The 22829-nt window shown below is 39.6% G+C and carries 26 protein-coding genes and 1 riboswitch; of the genes, 13 read left to right on the top strand and 13 right to left on the bottom strand.

The window, feature by feature from the left end:
- Nucleotides 1-185 precede the first annotated feature (185 nt).
- The 6 genes from ubiE (at nucleotide 186) to ACK8HY_RS03385 (ending at nucleotide 4511) form a co-directional block, all read left to right on the top strand.
- A complete protein-coding gene (gene ubiE / locus ACK8HY_RS03410; protein WP_416132776.1) occupies nucleotides 186-926 on the top strand; it encodes a bifunctional demethylmenaquinone methyltransferase/2-methoxy-6-polyprenyl-1,4-benzoquinol methylase UbiE in 741 nt (246 codons plus the stop codon).
- Between the two features lie 87 nt (nucleotides 927-1013).
- Nucleotides 1014-1775: an SDR family oxidoreductase gene (locus ACK8HY_RS03405; RefSeq protein ID WP_416132775.1), complete on the top strand. Its 762-nt coding sequence runs from the start codon at nucleotides 1014-1016 to the stop codon at nucleotides 1773-1775.
- 10 nt (nucleotides 1776-1785) lie between these two features.
- Nucleotides 1786-2235, top strand: coding sequence for a GatB/YqeY domain-containing protein (locus ACK8HY_RS03400; protein ID WP_077435342.1), 450 nt, complete (start codon nucleotides 1786-1788; stop codon nucleotides 2233-2235).
- Between the two features lie 85 nt (nucleotides 2236-2320).
- Complete coding sequence (locus ACK8HY_RS03395; protein WP_416132774.1) at nucleotides 2321-2776, top strand: GNAT family N-acetyltransferase; 456 nt, start codon at nucleotides 2321-2323, stop codon at nucleotides 2774-2776.
- Nucleotides 2777-2785: 9 nt separating this feature from the next.
- Entirely contained in the window at nucleotides 2786-3160 is a 375-nt protein-coding gene (locus ACK8HY_RS03390; RefSeq protein WP_077435346.1) for a DUF423 domain-containing protein, read from the top strand.
- A 6-nt stretch (nucleotides 3161-3166) separates the two neighbouring features.
- Nucleotides 3167-3229: riboswitch (Fluoride riboswitch) on the top strand.
- A gap of 34 nt (nucleotides 3230-3263) precedes the next feature.
- Entirely contained in the window at nucleotides 3264-4511 is a 1248-nt protein-coding gene (locus tag ACK8HY_RS03385) for a voltage-gated chloride channel family protein (protein ID WP_416132773.1), read from the top strand.
- 92 nt (nucleotides 4512-4603) lie between these two features.
- On the opposite strand, the gene mgtE is transcribed toward ACK8HY_RS03385, so the two are convergent.
- From mgtE to ACK8HY_RS03365, 4 genes are all read right to left on the bottom strand, one after another.
- Nucleotides 4604-5920, bottom strand: a complete 1317-nt coding sequence (gene mgtE, locus ACK8HY_RS03380; RefSeq protein WP_077435350.1) for a magnesium transporter — start codon at nucleotides 5918-5920, stop codon at nucleotides 4604-4606.
- Between the two features lie 169 nt (nucleotides 5921-6089).
- Nucleotides 6090-6800, bottom strand: coding sequence for a dipeptidase PepE (gene pepE / locus ACK8HY_RS03375; protein ID WP_077435352.1), 711 nt, complete (start codon nucleotides 6798-6800; stop codon nucleotides 6090-6092).
- Between the two features lie 84 nt (nucleotides 6801-6884).
- The gene (locus ACK8HY_RS03370; protein ID WP_416132772.1) at nucleotides 6885-7061 is read right to left on the bottom strand and encodes a ribbon-helix-helix domain-containing protein; all 177 of its coding nucleotides are present in this window, start codon (nucleotides 7059-7061) and stop codon (nucleotides 6885-6887) included.
- A 10-nt stretch (nucleotides 7062-7071) separates the two neighbouring features.
- Nucleotides 7072-7935 (bottom strand): SPFH domain-containing protein, encoded by an 864-nt coding sequence (locus tag ACK8HY_RS03365; protein WP_077435356.1) that lies wholly within the window; start codon nucleotides 7933-7935, stop codon nucleotides 7072-7074.
- Nucleotides 7936-8032: 97 nt separating this feature from the next.
- Between ACK8HY_RS03365 and ACK8HY_RS03360 the strand changes: the two genes are divergently transcribed.
- The 4 genes from ACK8HY_RS03360 (at nucleotide 8033) to rimK (ending at nucleotide 11241) form a co-directional block, all read left to right on the top strand.
- Nucleotides 8033-8515: a DNA-deoxyinosine glycosylase gene (locus ACK8HY_RS03360; protein WP_077435358.1), complete on the top strand. Its 483-nt coding sequence runs from the start codon at nucleotides 8033-8035 to the stop codon at nucleotides 8513-8515.
- Nucleotides 8516-8568: 53 nt separating this feature from the next.
- Nucleotides 8569-9747, top strand: a complete 1179-nt coding sequence (locus ACK8HY_RS03355) for an AIR synthase related protein (protein WP_077435360.1) — start codon at nucleotides 8569-8571, stop codon at nucleotides 9745-9747.
- A 61-nt stretch (nucleotides 9748-9808) separates the two neighbouring features.
- Nucleotides 9809-10246: an ATP-dependent zinc protease gene (locus ACK8HY_RS03350; RefSeq protein ID WP_077435362.1), complete on the top strand. Its 438-nt coding sequence runs from the start codon at nucleotides 9809-9811 to the stop codon at nucleotides 10244-10246.
- 59 nt (nucleotides 10247-10305) lie between these two features.
- On the top strand, nucleotides 10306-11241 hold the full coding sequence (gene rimK / locus ACK8HY_RS03345; RefSeq protein ID WP_077435364.1) for a 30S ribosomal protein S6--L-glutamate ligase: 936 nt from the start codon (nucleotides 10306-10308) through the stop codon (nucleotides 11239-11241).
- A 106-nt stretch (nucleotides 11242-11347) separates the two neighbouring features.
- On the opposite strand, the gene ACK8HY_RS03340 is transcribed toward rimK, so the two are convergent.
- From ACK8HY_RS03340 to thrS, 5 genes are all read right to left on the bottom strand, one after another.
- The gene (locus ACK8HY_RS03340; protein WP_416132771.1) at nucleotides 11348-11641 is read right to left on the bottom strand and encodes a hypothetical protein; all 294 of its coding nucleotides are present in this window, start codon (nucleotides 11639-11641) and stop codon (nucleotides 11348-11350) included.
- A 99-nt stretch (nucleotides 11642-11740) separates the two neighbouring features.
- On the bottom strand, nucleotides 11741-12085 hold the full coding sequence (rplT, locus tag ACK8HY_RS03335) for a 50S ribosomal protein L20 (RefSeq protein WP_046674462.1): 345 nt from the start codon (nucleotides 12083-12085) through the stop codon (nucleotides 11741-11743).
- Nucleotides 12086-12184: 99 nt separating this feature from the next.
- Nucleotides 12185-12385, bottom strand: a complete 201-nt coding sequence (gene rpmI, locus ACK8HY_RS03330) for a 50S ribosomal protein L35 (RefSeq protein WP_002993964.1) — start codon at nucleotides 12383-12385, stop codon at nucleotides 12185-12187.
- A gap of 41 nt (nucleotides 12386-12426) precedes the next feature.
- The gene (infC, locus tag ACK8HY_RS03325; protein ID WP_077435368.1) at nucleotides 12427-12987 is read right to left on the bottom strand and encodes a translation initiation factor IF-3; all 561 of its coding nucleotides are present in this window, start codon (nucleotides 12985-12987) and stop codon (nucleotides 12427-12429) included.
- Nucleotides 12988-12998: 11 nt separating this feature from the next.
- A complete protein-coding gene (gene thrS, locus ACK8HY_RS03320; RefSeq protein WP_077435370.1) occupies nucleotides 12999-14924 on the bottom strand; it encodes a threonine--tRNA ligase in 1926 nt (641 codons plus the stop codon).
- A 368-nt stretch (nucleotides 14925-15292) separates the two neighbouring features.
- On the opposite strand from thrS, the gene ACK8HY_RS03315 reads away from it, so the two are divergent.
- Nucleotides 15293-15916 (top strand): 7-carboxy-7-deazaguanine synthase QueE, encoded by a 624-nt coding sequence (locus tag ACK8HY_RS03315; RefSeq protein WP_416132770.1) that lies wholly within the window; start codon nucleotides 15293-15295, stop codon nucleotides 15914-15916.
- A gap of 101 nt (nucleotides 15917-16017) precedes the next feature.
- On the opposite strand, the gene ACK8HY_RS03310 is transcribed toward ACK8HY_RS03315, so the two are convergent.
- From ACK8HY_RS03310 to ACK8HY_RS03300, 3 genes are all read right to left on the bottom strand, one after another.
- Entirely contained in the window at nucleotides 16018-17265 is a 1248-nt protein-coding gene (locus ACK8HY_RS03310; RefSeq protein WP_077435374.1) for a hypothetical protein, read from the bottom strand.
- Between the two features lie 142 nt (nucleotides 17266-17407).
- Nucleotides 17408-18478: a Gfo/Idh/MocA family protein gene (locus tag ACK8HY_RS03305; RefSeq protein ID WP_416132769.1), complete on the bottom strand. Its 1071-nt coding sequence runs from the start codon at nucleotides 18476-18478 to the stop codon at nucleotides 17408-17410.
- A 21-nt stretch (nucleotides 18479-18499) separates the two neighbouring features.
- Nucleotides 18500-19090 (bottom strand): phosphatase PAP2 family protein, encoded by a 591-nt coding sequence (locus tag ACK8HY_RS03300; RefSeq protein WP_416132768.1) that lies wholly within the window; start codon nucleotides 19088-19090, stop codon nucleotides 18500-18502.
- 457 nt (nucleotides 19091-19547) lie between these two features.
- Between ACK8HY_RS03300 and hisG the strand changes: the two genes are divergently transcribed.
- Together hisG and hisD are read left to right on the top strand one after the other, a co-directional pair.
- Nucleotides 19548-20399, top strand: a complete 852-nt coding sequence (hisG, locus tag ACK8HY_RS03295) for an ATP phosphoribosyltransferase (RefSeq protein WP_077435380.1) — start codon at nucleotides 19548-19550, stop codon at nucleotides 20397-20399.
- Between the two features lie 21 nt (nucleotides 20400-20420).
- The gene (hisD, locus tag ACK8HY_RS03290; RefSeq protein ID WP_077435382.1) at nucleotides 20421-21713 is read left to right on the top strand and encodes a histidinol dehydrogenase; all 1293 of its coding nucleotides are present in this window, start codon (nucleotides 20421-20423) and stop codon (nucleotides 21711-21713) included.
- A gap of 163 nt (nucleotides 21714-21876) precedes the next feature.
- Here hisD and ACK8HY_RS03285 read toward each other — a convergent pair whose 3' ends face one another.
- Nucleotides 21877-22791: a YARHG domain-containing protein gene (locus ACK8HY_RS03285; protein WP_077435384.1), complete on the bottom strand. Its 915-nt coding sequence runs from the start codon at nucleotides 22789-22791 to the stop codon at nucleotides 21877-21879.
- Nucleotides 22792-22829 lie beyond the last annotated feature (38 nt).

The following is a 22829-nucleotide window of genomic DNA, read 5'->3' as shown; positions in this document are numbered from 1 at the left end:
AAAGTGTGGATAACTTAGGCCATTGTGAATAACCAAAATCATCGAAATTCAAAATGATTGCCTTTAATTCTAACATTACAGCGCTCCAACATGGCTTTGTTGAAGAGAAATAGACTTCAGCTTTAAATCAAAAAACAAATCCTATTTTAAGCGTTAAAAATATACTTATATCGTATATTTGTAAAATGACGCACGATTCTTCAACATTAAAGCCCTATAAAGATGCCAATGATGGCAAGAAAAAACAGGTTGCGGATATGTTCAACAATATTTCCCATTCCTATGATTTCTTAAATCACTTCATGTCCCTGGGGATTGATATTATATGGCGAAAGAAAGCCATTAATTCCCTAAAGTCCATTAAGCCTCAGCTCATGTTAGATGTGGCTACCGGGACAGGTGATTTTGCACTGGAATCTATCAAGATATTGAACCCCAAAAAAATAATTGGAGTCGATATCTCTCAAGGCATGCTTGATGTGGCTAAAAAGAAAATCGCAAACAAAGGACTGGAAAACCAATTTGAAGTACAATTAGGGGATTCGGAAAGGCTTCAATTTGAAGACAATACCTTTGATGCTGTTACGGTCGCATTTGGTGTTCGTAACTTTGAAAATCTGGAAAAAGGATTATCCGACATCTACCGTGTATTGAAACCTGGCGGTAAGGCTGTTATTTTGGAATTTTCGAATCCCAGGAAATTTCCGATAAAGCAGCTCTACAATTTTTATTTCAAATATGTAACTCCGACCATTGGAAAATTCTTCTCAAAAGATGCCAGTGCTTACGAATATTTACCGGAATCCGTTGCTCAGTTTCCCGATGGACAGAAATTTGTCGCAATAAATAAAAGAGCTGGCTTCGACCAAACGATTGTGAGACCACAAACATTTGGTATCTGCACGATTTATATTGCGACCAAATAGGTCTATCAAGGACTTTTGGGCTGCGTTCCATCAACAGATGAAATCGCAGTCAGCAATGAAATTTACTATTTCAACACGTTAAAAAATATGACAAAGACAGTTTTCATCACAGGAGCAAGTTCAGGTATTGGTCAAGCCTGTGCTGAAGTGTTGGCGAAGGAAGGTTACAATCTTTTGCTTTGTGCGCGTAGACTAAATCGGCTGGATATATTGAAGGACAAATTAAATTCAATCTATCCACACATCAAAATTCATACCTTTGAATTGGATGTCAGAGATTCAGAACAGGTTCAAAACCAAATCAATGGTTTACCCGAAGAGTGGAAAACAATCCATGTATTGATCAATAACGCTGGTCTTAGTCAAGGTTTGGATCCGATTCAGGATGGTGATATTGGAGACTGGGATAGAATGATCGACACCAATGTAAAAGGGCTACTTTATGTCAGCAAAGCCGTTATTCCGTTACTAGATACTGCCAATGGTGCACATATTGTCAATTTAGGCTCCATTGCAGGCAAAGAAGTTTATCCAAATGGCAATGTATACTGCGCGAGCAAACATGCAGTAGATGCGCTTACAAAAGCAATGCGTATCGACCTGCTTTCCAAAGGTATAAAAGTAACTTCCATCGATCCGGGAATGGTTGAAACGGAATTCTCTGAAGTTCGCTTCCACGGAGATAAAGAAAGAGCAAAAAGTGTATATACTGGTCTACAGCCCCTGACCGGAACTGACATTGCCGAAACCATACTTTTCGTCATCACTAGACCAGCCCATGTTAATATCAACGATCTATTAATAATGCCAACAGCACAAGCTTCAGGCACGATTGTCAATCGAAAATAATTTAAATATCATGTCATTAGAAACGCAAATAAATCAAGACATTAAAGCGGCAATGATTGCAAAGGATACAGCAACATTGCGTGGGTTACGTGCCATTAAAGCGGCTATTCTCCTTGCTAAAACAGAGAAAGGCCATGCAGAAGAATTGAATCAAGAAGCTGAAATCAAAGTTTTACAGAAACTGGTAAAACAACGTCGCGAATCTGCTGAAATCTATAAAAATCAAAACCGTGAAGATCTTTATCAAATTGAGGTAGAAGAGGAAAAAGTAATCGAAGCTTACCTTCCAAAACAATTGAGCAAAGAGGAAGTGGAAGCCATTATCAAAGCGATCATTGCTGAAACCGGCGCTTCTTCCATTAAAGATATGGGAAAAGTAATGGGTGCTGCCAATCAAAAATTAGCCGGACAGGCAGACGGGAAAACGATCTCTGAAGTGGTAAAAAGCCTTTTGGCTTAATTCTCCATTTTCATAACATTGATTTATCAACCCTAATTGCTCTTATATAGGGTTGATAAATCATTTTTTCTCTTTATCAGCCGTCATGGAATATAATTGGAAACTCAAGAATTTTGAAGAACTTACGAATCGTGAACTGTACCGTATTTTAAAATTACGTCTGGAGGTTTTTGTATTGGAACAAGAATGTCTTTATCCTGAGCTGGATGACAAAGATTACAACTGCTTACATCTTTGGGCAGAACAGGATGGGGATATTATCGCTTATACCCGTTTAGTTCCAGCAGGAATTTCTTACCCACAACCATCCATCGGCCGTGTCATTGTTGCGAGGGAAGCCCGTGGAACAGGTCTTAGTCAATTACTGATGCACAAATCTATCGCAGCAACGTTGGAAGCTTTTGGTCCGCAGGATATTCAGATCGGCGCGCAATTTCACTTAAAGTCTTTCTACGAGAAATTTGGATTTAAACAAAACTCTGAACCCTATCCAGATTATGGAATTCTACACATTGATATGACGAAATCAGTTATTAAGTAAGTTCTATTTATGAATAATATTGTAATCATTACTGCAGCCGTTTTTGGTTCATTAGCCATTATCCTTGGTGCATTTGGGGCGCACGCATTTAAAAAAATATTATCGGCTGAGAAACTGGACTCTTTTGAAGTTGGTGTTCGCTATCAAATGTATGCGGCGATCACCTTATTGGTTCTTGGGCTAAATCTACCCTTTGACCATCAATCTGAAAGAGCAGCCTATTATCTAATTGCTTTGGGCACCTTATTGTTTTCTGGAAGCATTTATTTTCTTTCTTTTGCGGAACATTGGAAAAAAAATCTAAAATTTCTTGGCCCTATTACTCCTTTGGGAGGTTTACTGATGATTCTTGGCTGGCTTGCAATTATCATACGCTTTTTATAACTTAGCTGAATATATGGCAATGATGTCTGCCTTGAACTGCCCTAATAAGCTGATGACGTCTACTTTAAGTATAAAAACAACAAATTTTATATAAAGTAGATTTATGGCTTTCAAAATATCAGATCAACCAATTCAAATTAATTTCCATTTCTTTTTTAAGTGGTTTATCGCTTGTTGCGCAATAGGTTTCATTGTTGGCTCAATCTGTGCATTCTTTCTTTTTTCGCTAAACTGGGTAACTTCCTATCGGGAAACCCATTCCTGGATCATCTACGGATTACCGCTTGCTGGTCTTATTATTGCCTTATGCTACCAGCGCTGGGGCAACCCTTCAAGTAAGGGAAACAATCTCCTGATTGAAGAATACCTTCATCCACAACGGAGGATACCCCTTGTTATGGCACCACTGGTGCTATTTGGAACCTTAATCACCCATCTATTTGGCGGATCGGCCGGACGCGAAGGCACGGCAGTCCAGATTGGTGGAGCAGTCTCCGATCAGCTCAACCGTTGGTTTAATTTTGATAAAACCGAACGCCGCATTCTGATTTCCATTGGTATTACAGCGGGTTTTGCGGCCGTCTTTGGCACTCCGCTTGCCGGAACAATTTTTGGCCTGGAAGTATTGCTCATTGGTAAAAAAAGATATTTTGGTATTCTCCCCTGTCTTATCACGGCCTATGTAGCAAACCTTAGTTGTCAGTTATGGGATATTCCACACACTCATTATCCTATACATGAAAGTATACCTATATTATCTTTAACCAATATCGGTCTCAGCTTGATTGCCGGAATTTTATTCGGTGCAGTAGCGTGGTTATTTACCTTCACGGGGGACTTCTTCAGTGTTCAATTTAAAAAGATCAAATCCCCTTTGCTCCGGCCCGTGATCGGTGGCATCATAATCGTTATTACTGTAGTATTACTAAAAAGCACGAAATATATCGGTTTAGGTATCCCAATGATTCAGGAGGCTTTTAACACTCCTTCGGATAACTATGATTTTCTTCTCAAATTGGTACTAACCACATTTACCCTTTCCGCTGGTTTCAAAGGTGGCGAGGTGACCCCATTATTTTTTATAGGGGCGACGTTTGGAAGTGCTCTCAGCACGATTATCCCACTCCCCTTAGGACTGTTGGCAGCCATGGGCTTTGTTGCCGTATTTTCCGGAGCGACAAATACCCCTTTGGCCTGTATTATTATGGGATGTGAACTTTTCGGTTTTCAACCTATTGTTTTCATAGCAATTGCCTGTATAGCAGCTTACCTATTTTCTGGAAAGAAAGGGATCTATATTGCTCAAAAAGGAGGAATTAAGGAAAAATTATATCGAAAATTGAACCTGTAATTCGATCAATATAACTACAATCCGCTCAAATAAAAAAGCATACAACCAAAGTAAACGGTTGTATGCCCTTTCTTATATTTTTTCTGGAAGATTTACAATAATTTACCTTGCAAAAAGAACGCTGCAACGGTAAAGTAAATGACCAAGCCTGAGACGTCTACCAATGTAGCCACAAAAGGCGCCGATGCTGTGGCCGGGTCCAAACCAAACCGACGTAATATAAATGGAATAAAAGAGCCAGACAAAGTTCCCCAAAGAACTATAAACAATAAAGAAACGGCTACTGTAAGGCCTATTGCTATCCAATAAGGGCCGTAATCATACAGACCGAGGAAATGCCAGGCTAATATTCTTAAAAAGCCAATGCTGCCCAATATTCCGCCCAAAATCAGTCCAGAAGACACTTCCCTTTTCATCACATACCACCAGTCCTTAAGTTTCAATTCACCCAGGGCCATAGCACGAATGATGAGTGAGGCAGCTTGGGAACCTGAGTTCCCACCACTGGAAATAATTAGGGGGACAAATAATGCCAGTACTACTGCTTTCTCCAGTTCCCCTTCAAAAAAGCCCATAGCTGAAGCCGTAAGCATCTCACTGAAAAACAAAATAATAAGCCACCCCGCCCGTTTTTGGATCAATTGAAGTAAAGGAGTCTTCGTATAGGCCAAATCCAGTTCTTCCATACCCCCAAATCGTTGTATATCCTCCGTATCGCGATCTTCGATACGGTCCAACACATCATCAAATGTCACAATCCCAACCAATACACCGGCTTCAGTAACAATAGGCAATGCACTTCGATCATATTTCTGAAAAATTTCGAAGGCTTCCTCCATGGGTGTTGAAGCCTTAATCGCCGCAAAATTATAATCGATCAAGTCTGAAATCTTGGTAGATCCATCGGACAAAAGCAATTGACCGATTTTTAAATCGTCAATCAATACATTTTTCTCATCAACGACATAGATAAAATTGAGTGTCTCCGCTTTTCTTCCAAAGACTTTAATATGTCGAAAAACATCATCAACTGTATAATAGGGACGTACCTGCACATACATGGGGGTCATCAGCCGCGCGATGCTGTCTTCTTTATATCCAATCAGCTCCAGCGCCATCTGTTTTTCACGCTCGTTCAAGAGATTAATCAAATATTTGATCAGATCGTCGGGCAGTTCAGACAGCAATTCGTTACGCGTATCCGGCTTTAGATTATTCAGCAACTCAGACAATTCCTGCTCAGTCATTGATTTGATCAATGTGTATTGGACATCTACTTCCAAAAATGAAAAGATCTCCAATCTATCCTCCAGCGGATAGTCCATAAAATGTTGATGTTGTTCCCCTTTATTTAGACGCGATATTTCTTCCGCAATATCGGCTGGGTGTAATGCTGAATTTTGTTCCATTGGAAGAAAATTTTAATGGATTTAGCGCAAAAGTAGCTTATTTTGTATGATATTCAATCATCTACAAAAGTATTTTTTAAGAGAAAGACCGTTATTGTGATTTAGATAGACTGCTAACCCTGTTTCCTTTATGATTAAGTTACAAAAAGAGTGTAGAATTCACAAAACCTTAAAAATTAATTAATCCGGGCGCAAGCTCAACGGCTTCACTATTCGCCCTGAATAACCGGGCAGTCAACGATCCCTCTAATCTTATTTCTCCTTGATTTACGCTCAACCAACTTCCTTCGCGTAATCCAAGTACGGGCTGCGGATTAAATTGATGAAATTCCTGTATACGGGTTTCCCTTGTTTCTCCTTTATGGGTCGAATTTAAGTCGGGATCCAAAAAATGGGGGTTAATATTAAAAGGGAGGAATGCCAACGCATCAAAGCTTGCTGGATAAACGATAGGCATGTCATTTGTCGTGCCAATGGTCAATCCTGTAAGATTAGATCCGGCGGAGGTGCCTACATAGGGTGTTCCTTTGCCTATCTGTACACGTAATTGATGTACAAGATCCAAATCGTACAATGTCTTTAACAATAAGAACGTATTACCGCCACCCACAAAAATTGCTTTTGCTTCCTGAATGGCCTTTTTCTTGTTCTGAAACTCATGCAATCCGGCAACTTTGATATTTTGGTCATTTAAAGCTTCCTGTACTTTGGCCGTATACTCTTCAAAAGATATTCCAGATGGCCGTGCATATGGAATAAACAGCAATTCATCTGACGCGATAAATTTGACAAAATCTTCTTTAATATATTCGAGAAACCCACTACCATGAATGGTACTTGTGCTTACGACCAATAAATTATAAACTGGATTGATCTCCATATCTTATTTACTAAAATGATAAAAAAATGTACCTTTTACTTCGTTTGTGACGATGCCAAAGGTACATCTTTAGTTTCTGATTCTTTATTTTTTATCAGCAGACTTTTTCTCTACACTCAATCTTTTATTTTCTTGCAGCGCTCTATGTAAAAGATATTCGATCTGCCCATTGACACTCCTAAACTCATCCGCGGCCCATTTTTCCAATGCCTTGTACATCTGATCGTCAAGCCGCAACATAAAGTTCTTTTTATCTGCCATTTTAGTCAATTTATTGGTACAGCGTACCAGTATTTACAATTGGAGTTGCAGCCTTTTCGCCACAAAGTACCACCATCAGATTACTCACCATAGCCGCTTTTTTCTCATTGTCTAATTCTACAATATCTTTTTCAGACAATTTTTTAAGTGCCATCTCAACCATACCTACAGCCCCATCTACAATCTTTGAACGTGCAGCGACAATTGCGGCAGCCTGTTGTCTTTGTAGCATGGCACCAGCAATTTCGGAAGCGTAAGCTAAATGGCTGATTCTAGCCTCTTTAATAATCACTCCTGCAGGTGCAAGACGATCGGAAAGCTCCTGTTCAAGAATATGATTCACCGTATCGCCGCCTTCACGTAAAGTGATCTCCGCACCTTCATCTTCAAGGTTATCGTAAGGAAAACTTCCAGCTAGATGCCGTACAGCTGCTTCGCTCTGTGTACGCACATAAGAAGTATAGTTACTGACATCATAGGCTGCTTTATACGTATCCCCAACTTGCCATACGATAACGGCGCCTATTTCAATTGGATTTCCCATCTTATCGTTTACCTTTAATGTCTGCCCTTGCAGGTTGTCCGAACGTAAACTGATCTTGATCGTAGAGTACAAGGGGTTGACAAAAAACAAACCATTCTCTTTAACAGTGCCCACGTATCGGCCAAAGAAATTTAAAACACGTGAATGATTTGGATTAATAATCATTAATCCTTTCAGGATAAAGAATGTTCCGATCATCAAGACCACACCAAGTACTACATAAAGCGAACTCTCGTCGACGTTGGCAAATGAAAATATGGCAGCTATAAAAGAAGCTACCGCAATTAATAAGGCTAAATAGCCTGACATAGGTTTAATCAATTTTTCCATAATTTATTAATATATATTTGATATCATTTTAATATCATAAAAATAGTAAAAAAAAGTTCATATTTCAAAGCTCAAATTTTTATTATTATTTTTGAGTATGCTCAAAAAATCCTTTTTACCACTCGTGAATGCCCATACCACAACGCTTATCCTCGGATCCCTGCCAGGCGACAGATCGTTGGAGCAAAATGAATATTATGCACATCCACAAAATCGCTTTTGGAAAGTGATGAGACAGCTATACAACCGCCCTCACGCAACAGATTATAGCGAAAAAGTAAACCTGTTACTTGAAAATGGCATTGGTTTATGGGATGTATGTGCCGAAGCATCCCGCCCCGGCAGTATGGACCTTGCGATCAAAGACGAAAGTCCGAATCCAATCATAGCCCTCCTTGATGCAAATCCAACGATCAATAGGGTCGTTTTTAACGGACAAAAGGCCTACAATTTGTATTTAAAGCATTTCGAAAAAATAGATCACGTTACCTATGTATGTCTCCCCAGCACAAGTCCAGCTAACGCTAAAACAAATCTTGAGAAACTGATCGCGCATTGGCGTATACTTATAAGTGATTAAATTACATAATTAAGGTTCGTTAATTCAGCGCTATTGTTTATTTTTGCGCTAAGATGTCAGATTTAAAATACAATCAACGAGGTGTATCCGCTGGAAAAGAGGATGTGCACAATGCGATAAAAAATATCGACAAGGGTCTTTTTCCCAAAGCATTCTGTAAAATCATTCCCGATATTTTGGGTGGAGATCAAGACTGGTGCAATATCATGCATGCTGATGGCGCAGGCACCAAGTCTTCCTTAGCTTATGTCTATTGGAAAGAAACAGGAGATATTTCTGTATGGAAAGGTATTGCACAAGATGCAATCATTATGAATATCGACGATTTGCTCTGCGTTGGAGCGACCGATAATATTCTACTTTCTTCGACAATTGGAAGAAATAAAAATCTTATTCCAGGAGAAGTTATTGCAGAAATCATCAATGGTACAGAAGAAATATTGGCTGAACTTCGTGATTTAGGTATCGGTATTTATTCAACTGGCGGGGAAACTGCTGATGTTGGGGATCTCGTACGTACAATAATCGTCGACAGCACAGTGACTTGTCGTATGAAGCGCGAGGATGTCATTTCAAATCACAGAATCAAAGGCGGAAACGTAATTGTCGGTTTGGCATCCAATGGAAAGGCGACCTATGAGAAATCCTATAACGGTGGTATGGGGTCCAATGGCCTAACCTCTGCGCGTCATGATGTATTTAACAAAAAGGTAGCCGAGAAATATCCGGAGGCATATGACCCTGCGGTTCCATACGAACTTGTTTTCGCAGGAAGTCAGGATTTAACCAATGACATCGTCGTGGAAACGGGCGAAAAAGTAACTGCAGGTAAACTTGTACTTTCAGCTACACGTACCTATGCTCCAATCATTAAAAATATATTGGATAAATACCGTTCTCAAATCGATGGAATGGTACATTGTTCAGGTGGAGCGCAAACTAAAGTACTGCATTTCGTTGACGATGTGCATATCATTAAAGACAATCTTTTCCCAATTCCGCCACTCTTCGAATTGATACAAAAAGAATCTAATACAGACTGGAAAGAGATGTACAAGGTGTTTAATATGGGGCACCGTATGGAACTGTATGTACCTGAAGCGATTGCTTCGGACATCATTGCTATCTCAGAATCTTTCGGCGTTCCGGCACAAATTATCGGCCGTGTGGAAGAAGCTACCTCTAAAAAAGTAACGATTACGTCTCCTTTTGGAGAATTTATATACGAATAAAATAGGAATGTACCAAGCTCTACTAAAGAAGAGCTTGGTGTATCTATTCCATTTGGTTTAAATGAAAGAAAAACTTTTCGTGGGGTGGAAAGAAACCCTGGATCTTCCGGAATTAGGAATATTTGGCATAGAAGCAAAGGTCGATACTGGCGCGGCTTCTTCGGTTTTGCATTGTAATTCCTATAAAATCGTTCATGAAGATGGTCAGGATTGGATTTTTTGCGAATTGATTACCAATTTCGAAACAGCGGAAACCAAAATTCTCAAATTAAGGCTTTATAAAACCAAATTGGTTAAAAGTTCCTTTGGCCAGGAGGAAAAGCGTTATTATATCCGGACCACGGCGAAGCTCTATGATCAGGTTTTCAGTATCAAGATTTCATTTAGAAACCGCTCCAAAATGACTTACCCCATGCTTTTGGGAAAGAATTTTCTATACCGCAGATTTTTGGTCGACGTTTCCAAAGACAATCTCTCCTTGAAGTCCCTGTCAAAATAAAAACAAATAGCAAAGCTATTTTGTTATCTTAGCACAAAAATATATTCAATATACAAACCGTGAAAATTGCCGTATTATCGACAGTAAAGAGTTTATACTCAACTCGTCGTCTCGTAGAAGCCGCACAACAAAGAGGACATGAATGTGTTGTCATAGACCACAGCAAGTGTTACGTTGGCATTCAACAAGGTAAACCCAGTATTCATTACAAAGGACAGGATCTCAGTGGTATTGACGCTATTATTCCCCGAATAGGCGCTTCGGTCACTTTTTATGGTTCGGCTATTGTCAGACAATTTGAGGTAATGGATGTGATTTCTGCAAACCCGAGTCAAGCGATTACCAGATCGAGAGATAAGTTGAGATGCTTGCAGATTTTGTCCGGTGCTGGCATCGGCCTTCCCATTACGGGGTTTGCCCGCACGGCATCTGATGTTGACGACCTGATCAGTATGGTTGGTGGCGCCCCCTTGGTGATTAAACTATTGGAAGGCACCCAAGGGATCGGTGTTGTTTTAGCTGAAACTAAAAAAGCAGCATCATCTGTTATAGAAGCTTTCTACGGGCTCGGAAACAATATATTGATACAGGAATTCATCAAAGAGTCAAAAGGCTCCGATATCAGAGCTTTTGTCGTTGACGGAAAAGTTGTGGGGGCAATGAAACGTACAGCTAAAGAAGGTGAATTTCGTTCGAACATACACCGGGGTGGTACAGCACAGGTCATCCGCTTGAGTAAGGCGGAAAGAGAGACTGCCATTGCTGCTGCAGCCCAATTGGGGCTTACAGTATGTGGTGTGGATATGATCCCCTCGGATAGGGGTCCATTGGTGCTCGAAGTCAACTCTTCCCCTGGGTTGGAGGGAATAGAAAAAGCTACAAAAAAAGATATTGCATCCGAAATCATTCAATATATTGAAAGACAATATGAAATGAAACAGGCGCAAATGCCAAAAGTAGTGAAGAAAAAGAAAAAGAGAGAGAGTAAACTTTAATAGCTCAGGATTAAAAGATAAAAGGGTTGTCTTGCAATACCTCCATAAAGTGTCTAACTTTTTAGTGGTATTGCAATGCAACCCCTTTTTTATTGGTCATTTTTTATCATTTCACCTTCATAACCATATTGTCAGCACCCTCGGTAGAGGCCTTTGCTTGGCCAGATTTGTTTTTAGTCGACTTGTAGTGAACGTGGTTTTTAACACCTTCAATTTGGATTGTTTCCCCACCTTTGGCTTCTATAGTTCGGGTGTTTCCTCCCCCCTCAATTGATATAACTTTCCCTTGTTGATCAGCTACAACCTTTATGGGAGCGTTGTAGTCTGGCCCATTAGCCACAACCATACCACCTAATAGAAGGAGTGAAAAACCTAATGCCCGTGCAGGTATGGTCCCCAAAAAACGACACTAGTCTACTAGGTCAATAGAGGCTAACAAAAAAGGAGCCCAAAGGGCTCCTTTAATATCTCTAACAAATTGACAGCGGATTAAAAAACTCTATTTTACTGCGTCTACAACTGCTTTGAAAGCTTCTGGGTTATTTAAAGCTAAATCAGCTAGAACCTTACGATTCAAACCAATGTTTTTAGCATTTAATTTACCGATCAATTGGGAATAAGAAATTCCGTGTTGACGAGCTCCAGCGTTGATACGTTGAATCCATAAAGCTCTAAACTCGCGTTTTTTGGTTTTACGATCGCGGTAAGCGTATTGTAAACCTTTTTCTACTGTATTTTTAGCAATAGTATAAACTTTGCTACGTGATCCAAAGTAACCTTTTGCAAGGCCTAGGATTTTTTTGCGTCTTCTTCTTGAAGCTACTGCGTTAACCGAACGTGGCATATTTTTAAAATTAGTTTGGTAAAAGGTGCCATGTATTTCAATGAACTTACGACCCTGTACCCGGTTAAAAAATTATTATTAAATAAAATCGAATAAAACTTATTTACCGATAGCAAGCATACGTTTTACGTTGCCCATATCGCCATCAGATACATAACTTGTTTGTGTTAAGTTACGTTTACGTTTTGTGCTCTTTTTTGTCAAGATGTGGCTTTTGAAAGCATTTTTTCTTGCAATTTTACCTGTTCCAGTCAATTTGAAACGTTTCTTTGCGCTGGAATTGGTTTTAACTTTTGGCATAATACTTATAAATTTTATATCAATCTGTTAGAATTCTTTTATTATTTTTTAGGAGCCTTTGGAGCTACTGTTAAAAACATACGTTTACCTTCCAATTTTGGTAAAAGTTCTACCTTACCGTAATCTTCAAGTGCCTGAGCGAAGCGTAACAACAAGATCTCACCTTGATCTTTGTGTACGATAGCACGGCCTTTGAAGTGTACGTACGCACGCACTTTCTCACCACTTTCAAGAAACTTAATCGCATGTTTCAATTTGAAATCAAAATCATGTTCACCAGAGTTAGGTCCGAAACGAATTTCTTTGATAACAGTCTGTTTTGCATTAGCTTTGATTTCCTTTTGTTTCTTCTTCTGTTCGTAAACAAACTTACTGTAGTCGATAATCTTACAAACCGGCGGTACAGCATTTGGCGAAATCTCCACTAAATCAAGTTCCAACTCATCAGCCAACTCTAACGCTTTGCGTGTAGGGTAAACTCCTTGTTCCACATTATCTCCTACCAAACGTACTTCAGGTACCTTGATTAACTCATTAATGCGGTGATCTGGTTCTTTCTTTCTCATTGGTGGTCTTGGACCACCGGGTCTTTTTAATGCCAAATGTTTAAAAATTAAACGGTTATTTCCTTAATTAATATATCTCTAAATTCGTCAGCAGTCATAGATCCTAATTCTACTGAGCCATGTTTACGTACAGAAACTGTGCCATTTTCCACCTCTTTTTCCCCTACAATCAACATGTAAGGAAGCTTTTTCACTTCGGCGTCTCTGATTTTTCTGCCCACCTTCTCGTCACGTAAGTCTATCAGTCCGCGAATATCGGAATTATTTAGCGAATTCAAAACATTTTGTGCGTATTCTTCGTATTTTTCTGACACTGGCAAGACGATAAATTGCTCAGGCGCAAGCCATAACGGAAATTGTCCAGCACAGTGCTCGATCAATACCGCTACAAAACGTTCCAAAGATCCAAATGGTGCACGGTGAATCATAACTGGACGATGCTTCATGTTATCACTGCCAGTATATTCTAATTCAAAGCGTTCAGGTAGGTTGTAGTCTACCTGAATGGTACCTAGCTGCCATTTACGTCCCAGCGCATCCTTCACCATGAAGTCTAATTTAGGGCCATAGAAAGCCGCTTCACCATATTCCACCACCGTTGGTAATCCTTTTTCTTCCGCAGCTTCAATAATTGCCGACTCAGCTAAAGCCCAGTTTTCATCGGTACCAATGTACTTAGTGCGGTTTTCAGGATCACGTAAAGATACCTGCGCAGTATAATCATTGAATCCTAATGCTCCAAATACATAAAGGACTAGATCTATTACTTTCTTAAACTCATCTTTCACCTGATCCGGACGACAGAACAAGTGTGCATCGTCTTGCGTAAACCCACGTACCCGTGTTAATCCATGCAACTCACCTGATTGCTCATAACGATATACAGTACCGAATTCAGCAAAACGAACAGGTAGATCTTTATATGAACGCGGCTTTACCTTATAGATCTCACAATGATGTGGACAGTTCATCGGTTTCAACAAGAATTCTTCACCTTCGATAGGCGTTTTGATCGGTTGAAAGGAATCCGCACCATATTTTTCATAGTGACCAGAAGTCACATACAATTGTTTGTGGCCAATATGCGGAGTAACTACGGGCTCATACCCAGATTTCAATTGCGCTTTTTGCAAGAAATCGATCAGCTTTTGACGTAACGCAGCTCCTTTTGGTAACCATAAAGGTAATCCAGCACCAACTTTTTCTGAAAATGCAAAAAGCTCCAGCTCTTTACCTAATTTGCGGTGGTCACGTTTTTTCGCTTCTTCAATAAACTTCAAATATTCAGCAAGTTCAGACGCTTTCGGAAAAGTTACCCCATAGATACGGGTCAACTGTTTACGGGATTCATCACCTCGCCAATATGCACCAGCGACGTTAGTCAGTTTGATAGCTTTGATAAAGCCTGTATTTGGAATATGAGGGCCACGGCACAAATCTGTAAAATCCCCCTGAGTATAGAATGTAATTTTTCCATCCTCTAGATCCTTGATCAGATCAAGTTTATACTCATCGCCTTTTTCAGTGAAATACGCTAAAGCGTCAGACTTTGAAACAGCTTTACGTTCAAAAGTTTCCTTACGTTTGGCAAGTTCCAACATCTTGTCTTCAATTGCCTTAAAGTCATCCGAAGAAAATTCACGGTCGCCAAAATCCACATCGTAGTAAAAACCTGTTTCAATTGCAGGTCCAATGCCAAATTTAATTCCCGGATATAGGGCTTCTAAAGCCTCCGCAAGTAAGTGGGCCGAAGAATGCCAAAAAGTAGATTTTCCTTTTGTATCGTTCCAGGTCAACAATTTAACACTAGAGTCTTCTTCAATAGCACGGGCTGAATCCCATACTTCACCATTCACCTCGGCCGCAAGAACATTTCTCGCTAGCCCCTCAGAAATAGATAAGGCAATTTCGGCTGCAGTGATTCCTTTTTGGTATTCTCTTACGGAACCATCAGGTAGTGTAATTTTAATCATTTACAACTATGATTTTTATATTGTTAAAAAATAGAAAACATAAAACAACATGTACAATTATGTTATTACACTTATGTTTTCGATAAATAAATTGTGAAACAAATTTAGCAAAATTTCTGGTAATAGACAGACTTTTTACGATCTCTTATCCCTTTTGAACATTCTGTCCTTATTTTATAGACAAGATTGATTTTCATATATAGGCAAGTTTGATTTTCTACATATAGAATATTAGACAAGATCCCCCAAAAAAGGATCGTCATTCATTTTCCAATCCTTATAAAAATGACACCAATTCTACCGAAATCGACAGGACAAATTGAGCATATCATTAATATTTGCTACCTTTGCAGACTCAAATTTTAACTATGTCGAATCAAGTACCAGAAGACGGAACACGATTACCTTTGATGGAAGAATTCTACACCATCCAAGGAGAAGGTTACCACACCGGGACTGCTGCTTATTTTATCAGATTAGGTGGCTGCGATGTGGGGTGCCATTGGTGCGATGTAAAAGAAAGCTGGGATGCGTCAATCCATCCACTGACAGAAGCAGATTCAATTATTGAAAATGCTAAAAAATATCCAGCTAAAACAGTTGTTATCACGGGTGGTGAACCGCTTATCTATAATTTGGATTACCTCACAAAAGGTCTCCATGCTGCTGGCATAAAAACTTTTATTGAAACATCAGGTGCCTACCCCTTAAGCGGAGAATGGGACTGGATTTGTCTGTCTCCGAAAAAATTCAAAGCTCCACGAAAAGATGTTCTTGATGCCGCCGGTGAACTTAAAGTGATTGTTTTCAACAAGAGCGATTTTGCCTGGGGTGAAGAATATGCGCAGTTAGTTGGACCAAATTGCAGGTTATATCTGCAGCCAGAATGGTCCAAATCCAAAGAAATGACCCCTTCTATCATTGATTATGTCAAGGAAAATCCAAAATGGGACATTTCCCTGCAGACACACAAATTTCTTAATATCCCTTAACCGGATTATAAAAATAACCCATATAAAAAAAGCATTCAACACGAGATGGTATGAATGCTTTTTTTTCGCTGACTTCCGTTGGTCTAGCCAATAAATCAAAATTACTTTATATATTCTTTTATAAATGCATCAAGTTCCAGCGTTTTGGTTTCCTCCCCCTCTTTGTCTCGGACCAAAACTTTACCGGCGCTATCCACATCCAAAAACATTAGGTTAGGATTAATAACAATTTTCCCGTTCTCATCCAACAAACCTATTTTCCCATCTTCAGAAAACATTAGATAATTGTTTAAAAATTTACTTATATTTTCCTTCTTATCAAGCAACACCTTACCCTCCTCCGTGACCAATCCAAAACTTCCATCTTTTTGGAAAATAGCCAATCGCTCAGTTGCCGGAGTAAGCCAGTCAAACCCTGCCTTATTCACTTTACTCCCTTTCTTATCCAATAACCAAAAATAATTGTCCTTGTCTGAAACGATCGCAATCCGATCATTAAAGTAGGCCAACGAGAAAAGTGAACACGGCAAGACCTCTTTGCCGGCCGAACTTTTGATCCCATAATATTCATCATTCGTCTCACTATCTTTCACCATTACCCATTTGAGGGATTTATCCAACGGAAAAGTATCCTCGAATAAACTGACATCCTCACCTTTATCTGCTTCGCCAGTACCTGATATATCCACAATTTTAACATCCTGAGGTAATTGAAAACCTTCCCCATCCGAAATGCTGGACACTTTTGTTGTCTCAAACCCCAGGTCTGCATTTTTACCTAATGACAATTTAAGCACCGCCCCGGGGAGATCATTTACAAATGAAAATGCAGTCATGTAGTATGAGGGAACTGCCTCTGAATACCAAACTGTCGCTTCAGCAGAATCCGTCTGATTTTTGATAAATAATTTTGCTTTTTTACAGGTCACTCCAGCCACATCTTCAATCTCTCCCATATCCTGCATCCACACATAAGGTACTTGGGATTCTTTTAGCTTATTGCTGACAATTTTGTAGGAAGGATGATAAGATTCCGCCGTTACAATATCATCTCCTGTTGAAAAGGAGTATGTTTTAGCCAATTTTCTATTCAAAATAGCATGTTCTTTCTGATTAACAACAGCCGAAGAGTAATTGGCGTCCGCTAAAACTTCAACATTCTTATAGGCCGTTTTTCCTTTCAGAAAAGGCTCGTAAAACTCTTTTGCAAATTCAGGAATCTCATTTTCAAATTTTTCGGGTGAAATTTCACCTTTAAACACCAATTCCATCTGCCATTGTTTATCCTGCCCATGTGCCACAGAAATGGACAATCCAGACAATAACGCTACTTTGAATAAATTCTTCATAAGAATGATAAATATGTATCTAAATAACAAAAGATAGACCAAAAAGCCTATCCTTCTGCTATATTTTTTATTTAATTACGTTTTTGCACTCATTTTTTTTGAAAAACTAAGTGGAAAAATACAAATCTTTTTTAGAATAAAATTATAATAGTATCGTTTGTTTTGTTTTTACGGCTTCATCACAAGCAAGCGCTATGCGTAAACTGTTGACTGCATCTTCCATGGAAGATGTCAGGTCAATATCCTCTAGGATAGCCTGCTGAAAAAAACGTTGTTCCCTGTTACACAACTCCTGATGATCGGGTTCATCGGCCAAATTCACCCATTCGTCTTTTTTAACAAATTCATTATTCGCATCTAAATCAGCATAGTGTACCCGCAGACTTTCTGTTTGTGTATGCGCCGCCACCGAATCCGAGTTACCCTCGTTGCTTGCTTTGTCAGCAACAATGGACACCGAGCCCTTGGGACCGAAAACATCTTTTACAAAAAAGGCATTTTGACTCACCATAGGCCCCCAACCGGCTTCGTACCAACCTACAGAACCATCCTCAAAATGCAATTGAAGCTGGCCATAATTATAGTTCCAATCTGGAATATCGTCTGTAAGCCGGGCGCCTATCGCCGAAACACGCACCGACTTGACACCTACCATCTGACACATCACATCAATATAATGTACACCACAATCAACTATTGGACTTAGACTAGACATCAGATTGCGATGGACATTCCACATGTAACCATGGCTTTGTTGATTGAGATTCATCCGCATAACTAAGGGTTTCCCCATAGTCTTCGAAAGCTCAATAAATTTCATCCATGAAGGATGATAACGGAGGATATATCCTACAACCAGTTTTTTATTATACTTTATGGCAGCGCTCACTACCTCTTTCGCTGATGTGACATCTTCGGCCAGAGGTTTCTCGATAAAAACATGAGCTCCCGATTCGAATGCTTTAATTGCGTAATCTTTATGTGTATCAGGATAAGTAGCAATACAGACCGCATCGGGTTTTGTTTGCTCCAATGCCTCTTCGTAAGATTCAAAAAGTGTATAATCAGCGCCTAGCTCCGTATTAAGCTTACGCTTACTATCTCCCCTAGCGACCAAACCAACAATTTCAAATCCATCTAAGTCATGATAAGCTTTTGCATGGGAAGCTCCCATATTACCACAACCAACAACCAATATTTTTATTACTTGCATCAATTATTCATTTAATTTCTATTATTTTTTTAACCCATCCAATGCAAAGGCCGACCCAGCCCCCAATACCGACCCAGCGAGTACATCCGTTGGATAATGCACCCCAAGATACATCCTGGAATAACCAACACTTCCCGCCCAAAGTAAAGACGGCGCAACAACATACCATTTGGGGTAAGCACGGGACAAGCTTGACGCTGTTGCAAAAGCCGATGAAGTATGGCCTGAAGGAAAAGAATAACCGCTAGCCGTACGAACAGATATAAAATTAGGGTATTTTTTAAAGGGCCTACTCCGCTTGACCAGATGTTTTATTCCGACATTAACCAATGCCGTCACAGCCGTACTACTTGCTACGTAAAGTGCATTTTGACGCATTGCCTTATCGTTATTGATAGCACCGGCAACTAATAGACCAACAGGAACGGCAACTTGCACATAATTGTTGATGTCAGACAGCACTTTAAAAGTCTGTGTCTGAGGTTCAGTTCTTGTTTCAGCTATTGATTCCAAAATACGAATATCTAAAGTGGATGCTGGCTTTTCCTGAGCGATTACAGTACCAGTAATGCATGTCACCCAACTTATTAATATAAATACTACTCTTTTCATCTGCTATAGATTATTTATCATGTGATATTCAGCTTTTTTAGCCAATTTTATTTTAATCCGCAAAAGCTAATGCAAGTAATACCACCACTTCCTCCAACGGATTCATTTCATAAGCGAATCAAATTAAAAACTTCGCTCCTTAAAAATAAGTAAATTTCTAAGAGTTGCCAGTCAATGTTTCAAACTTTATAGAAAACAGAAAGAAATTTTAATGATTTATATCATCACAGATCGGTTCTTTAAACTTTTTAAAATGATATTTTTGTATTTCCCATTAATTTACTATACATTTGCTCTCGGTTATTAATACAAACATGGTCTATACCTACGTACATCATTTTCATTTGCATTATCGCCATTGTGGCGATATGTTAATTTAATGTGTTCTTACGTAGAATACCTTCCCTCTTGTTTGATTTCTTATTATTAATAATTTACTGCTAACATTTATAAAGCGTTGAAAAATCTTAAAATTGCTATCCAAAAATCGGGTAGGTTAAACGAAAAATCTGTTCAATTACTAAAAAACTGTGGTTTGGATTTCGAAAACTACAAAAGTTCCTTAATTACTACGGTAGGCAACTTCCCTTTGGAAATATTGTTTCTCAGAGATGATGATATCCCGGGCTATGTCGAACAGGGAATAGCTGATCTTGGTATCGTAGGCGAAAATATCATCGATGAAACAGAATCGAAAGTAGCATATATCAAACGGCTAGGCTTCGGGAAATGCACATTGAAACTCGCGATACCGAAAGATAGCTCCATTCAAGATATTAAAGACCTTAACGGCAAAGCGATTGCCACCTCCTACCCCAATATCCTTAAAAATTTCCTCGACGATTACAAAATCAATGCTGATATACGATTGATATCTGGATCTGTCGAAATTTCACCTGGCCTGGGTCTTAGCGATGCCATATGTGATATTGTATCCACCGGAGGGACCTTGAAAAGCAATGGTTTAAAACCCTTTGCCGATGTCAAAAATTCTGAGGCTATTCTCGTCGGTAGAAAAGGGCTTGAAGGAAATGAAATTCTCACCGAGTTGGTTCAACGTATAGAATCGGTTCTCTTGGCAAAGGAAACCAAATATGTAGTATTGAATGTGGAGAAAAAGAATCTTCCTGCCATCACTTCTTTATTACATGGCGTAAAAAGTCCCACTGTAGTTCCGTTGGCCGAAGAAGGCTGGGTGGCGGTACACACCGTTATTACTGAAGACGACTTTTGGGATAAAATCAACAAATTGAAAGCAGCAGGCGCACAAGGCATTGTTGTAATGCCAATTGAAAAAATCATTCTTTAAACTTGACCTATTCATACGACCATGCTAAAAAAATATGAATACCAATCTTTAGGAAAAGCGGAACTGCAACAATTGGTTGCGCGGAATACAGATCCGAACAATTCAATTCAAGAAGTGGTCCAAGATATTATTCAGCAGGTACAGACGCAAGGCGATATTGTCCTGCGTGAATATGCCGAAAAATTTGATAAAGTACAGCTGAACAGACTTTTTTTGGATGAAGCGGACATTGATGAATTAGCCGCAACAATCCAACGTGACCAGCAGCGCGCTTTAGAAATCGCCTTCCAAAATATTCACAGATTCCATAGCACGCAGCTTAAAAGAGAACGCACGGTCGAGACAATGCCAGGAGTAAAATGCTGGCGGGAAATACGTCCGGTTGAAAAAGTGGGCTTATATATCCCTGGCGGCTCTGCGGTACTACCAAGCACATTATTGATGCTGGGTATCCCAGCTCGCATCGCAGGATGTAAGGAAATCGTGGTTTGTTCACCGCCGCAATCCAATGGAAAGATCAACGGATTTGTCGCCTATTGTTTGAAATTACTCAATATTAAGCGGATCTACCTTGTAGGTGGGGCTCAGGCGGTGGCAGCGATGGCATTTGGTACACAATCTATTCCTAAAGTTGATAAAATCTTTGGCCCGGGCAACCAATTTGTCACCAAGGCAAAATCAATTATACAGGGATTAACCAACGTGAGCATAGACATGCCTGCAGGTCCTTCTGAAGTGCTTGTTATTGCTGACGAAACAGCTAATCCAGCATTTATTGCCGCAGATCTTCTCGCGCAGGCAGAACATGGTGTAGACAGTCAAGCGGTATTGGTTGCCACTTCCACAGCTATTGTAGATGCTGTTAACAGGCAACTAGAAGCACAATTATCGGTTTTACCACGCAAAGAACTTGCTTCAAAAGCGATTGAAAACTCCTATGCAGTAACCGTAGGCAACCTTCAGGAGGCCTTACAGTTTTCAAACGAATATGCTCCCGAACATCTGATCCTGGAGACGGATCAGTGGCAATCGCTGATACGCTTTATCAGCAATGCAGGATCGGTCTTCTTAGGCCACCTTACTCCGGAAAGCGCCGGTGACTATGCGTCTGGAACCAACCACACCTTACCGACATCGGGATATGCTCGCTCCTATTCTGGTGTTTCCGTCGACTCATTTGTAAAGAAAATAACATTTCAGCATATCAACGAAACGGGACTCCAACAGATTGGATCTACAGTTGAAATACTCGCTGAATTGGAGGGCCTACAGGCTCATAAAAATGCGATTTCTATTCGAAACCAACAAATATAGCTCTGACAGAATCAAATAAGAGATAACAAGAGCGGGGGGTCCATTTTTCTTTGGACACCCCGCTCTTGTTTAATTTTACCTGCTATATACACGACCACCGGCTGTCCAATAGCCAATCTGCAGTGACGGTTTGAGATAACATGCATCAAAAAACAAATGTGGGTTACCTTCCAAATGTATCGTAATTATCTGTCGCATATTTCTCAAATCTGGTCAGAAGAGCAATATTATCTTTTTCCAACGGACTTAGGTCCGCACTAACGTCTTTGGATACCGGAACATACCAATCTACAGGATCGAAGAACTGACGAATAGAGGGTTTCGTAAACGCATAGCCATGGCGTGCAAAAATCGTATTTCGAATAATCTCTAGATCTAACTTTTTTAGATTTTTCAAGTCTTTCTCCTCCAATTTTTGTTTCGAAGCATTTATACTGAACACAGCTGGAGAGGCGGAACGGTAATATTCCATTACATAGGTATAGGTGGAATCACCATCTTGGTCGGTCGCTTCCTGCTTTTTCGCGTTGATCCAATCCACCAGAGTTCCATATTCTTCATCTTGATTATTTAACATCAGATTTGGATTATAGGCAAATTGCTTTTTCAATAATTTGAAACTCCTTTTCTTAATCTTTACTCCCTGGTCATAGGCTACCCAACTTCCGATTAGTGTATCATCCTTCAATTTTATTTCAAAACGGCCATCCGATTTTTTATCCCCAGGCTCGTCCAATAAAAGCTGTATCGCATTTCCATTACCTTCAAGTTTTCCCGTCAAAGAACGCAAGTTCCCTTTAACTACATTTTGCCCAAAGACGTTTCCTTTATCTGTTATTTTTTTGATGGTTAGATTTATTTTTGGACTATAATCTGTTGTTGGCAACTCCGCTCCCCCTTCAAGCGAATTTTCATCAATCAGAAAGTCCCCTACCCAATTACCGTAAAGTTCCTGATGTGCTTCGCGTTCAAGAACAGTAGAATCTTGTGCCGAGGGCTTAATAGCCGTCTTCTTTGCTTGCTCTTTACAGCCAATTAGGGCAGAAAGCACCAATAGTAAATAGATATTCCTTTTCATATCTCTATAATTTATCGTGTTAAGCTAACGAATATATT

Source organism: Sphingobacterium sp. NGMCC 1.201703 (assembly GCF_047784615.1).
Lineage (GTDB): Bacteria > Bacteroidota > Bacteroidia > Sphingobacteriales > Sphingobacteriaceae > Sphingobacterium.
The sequence above is the reverse complement of the archived record's forward strand: the minus strand, read 5'-3'. Positions and strand labels throughout refer to the sequence as shown.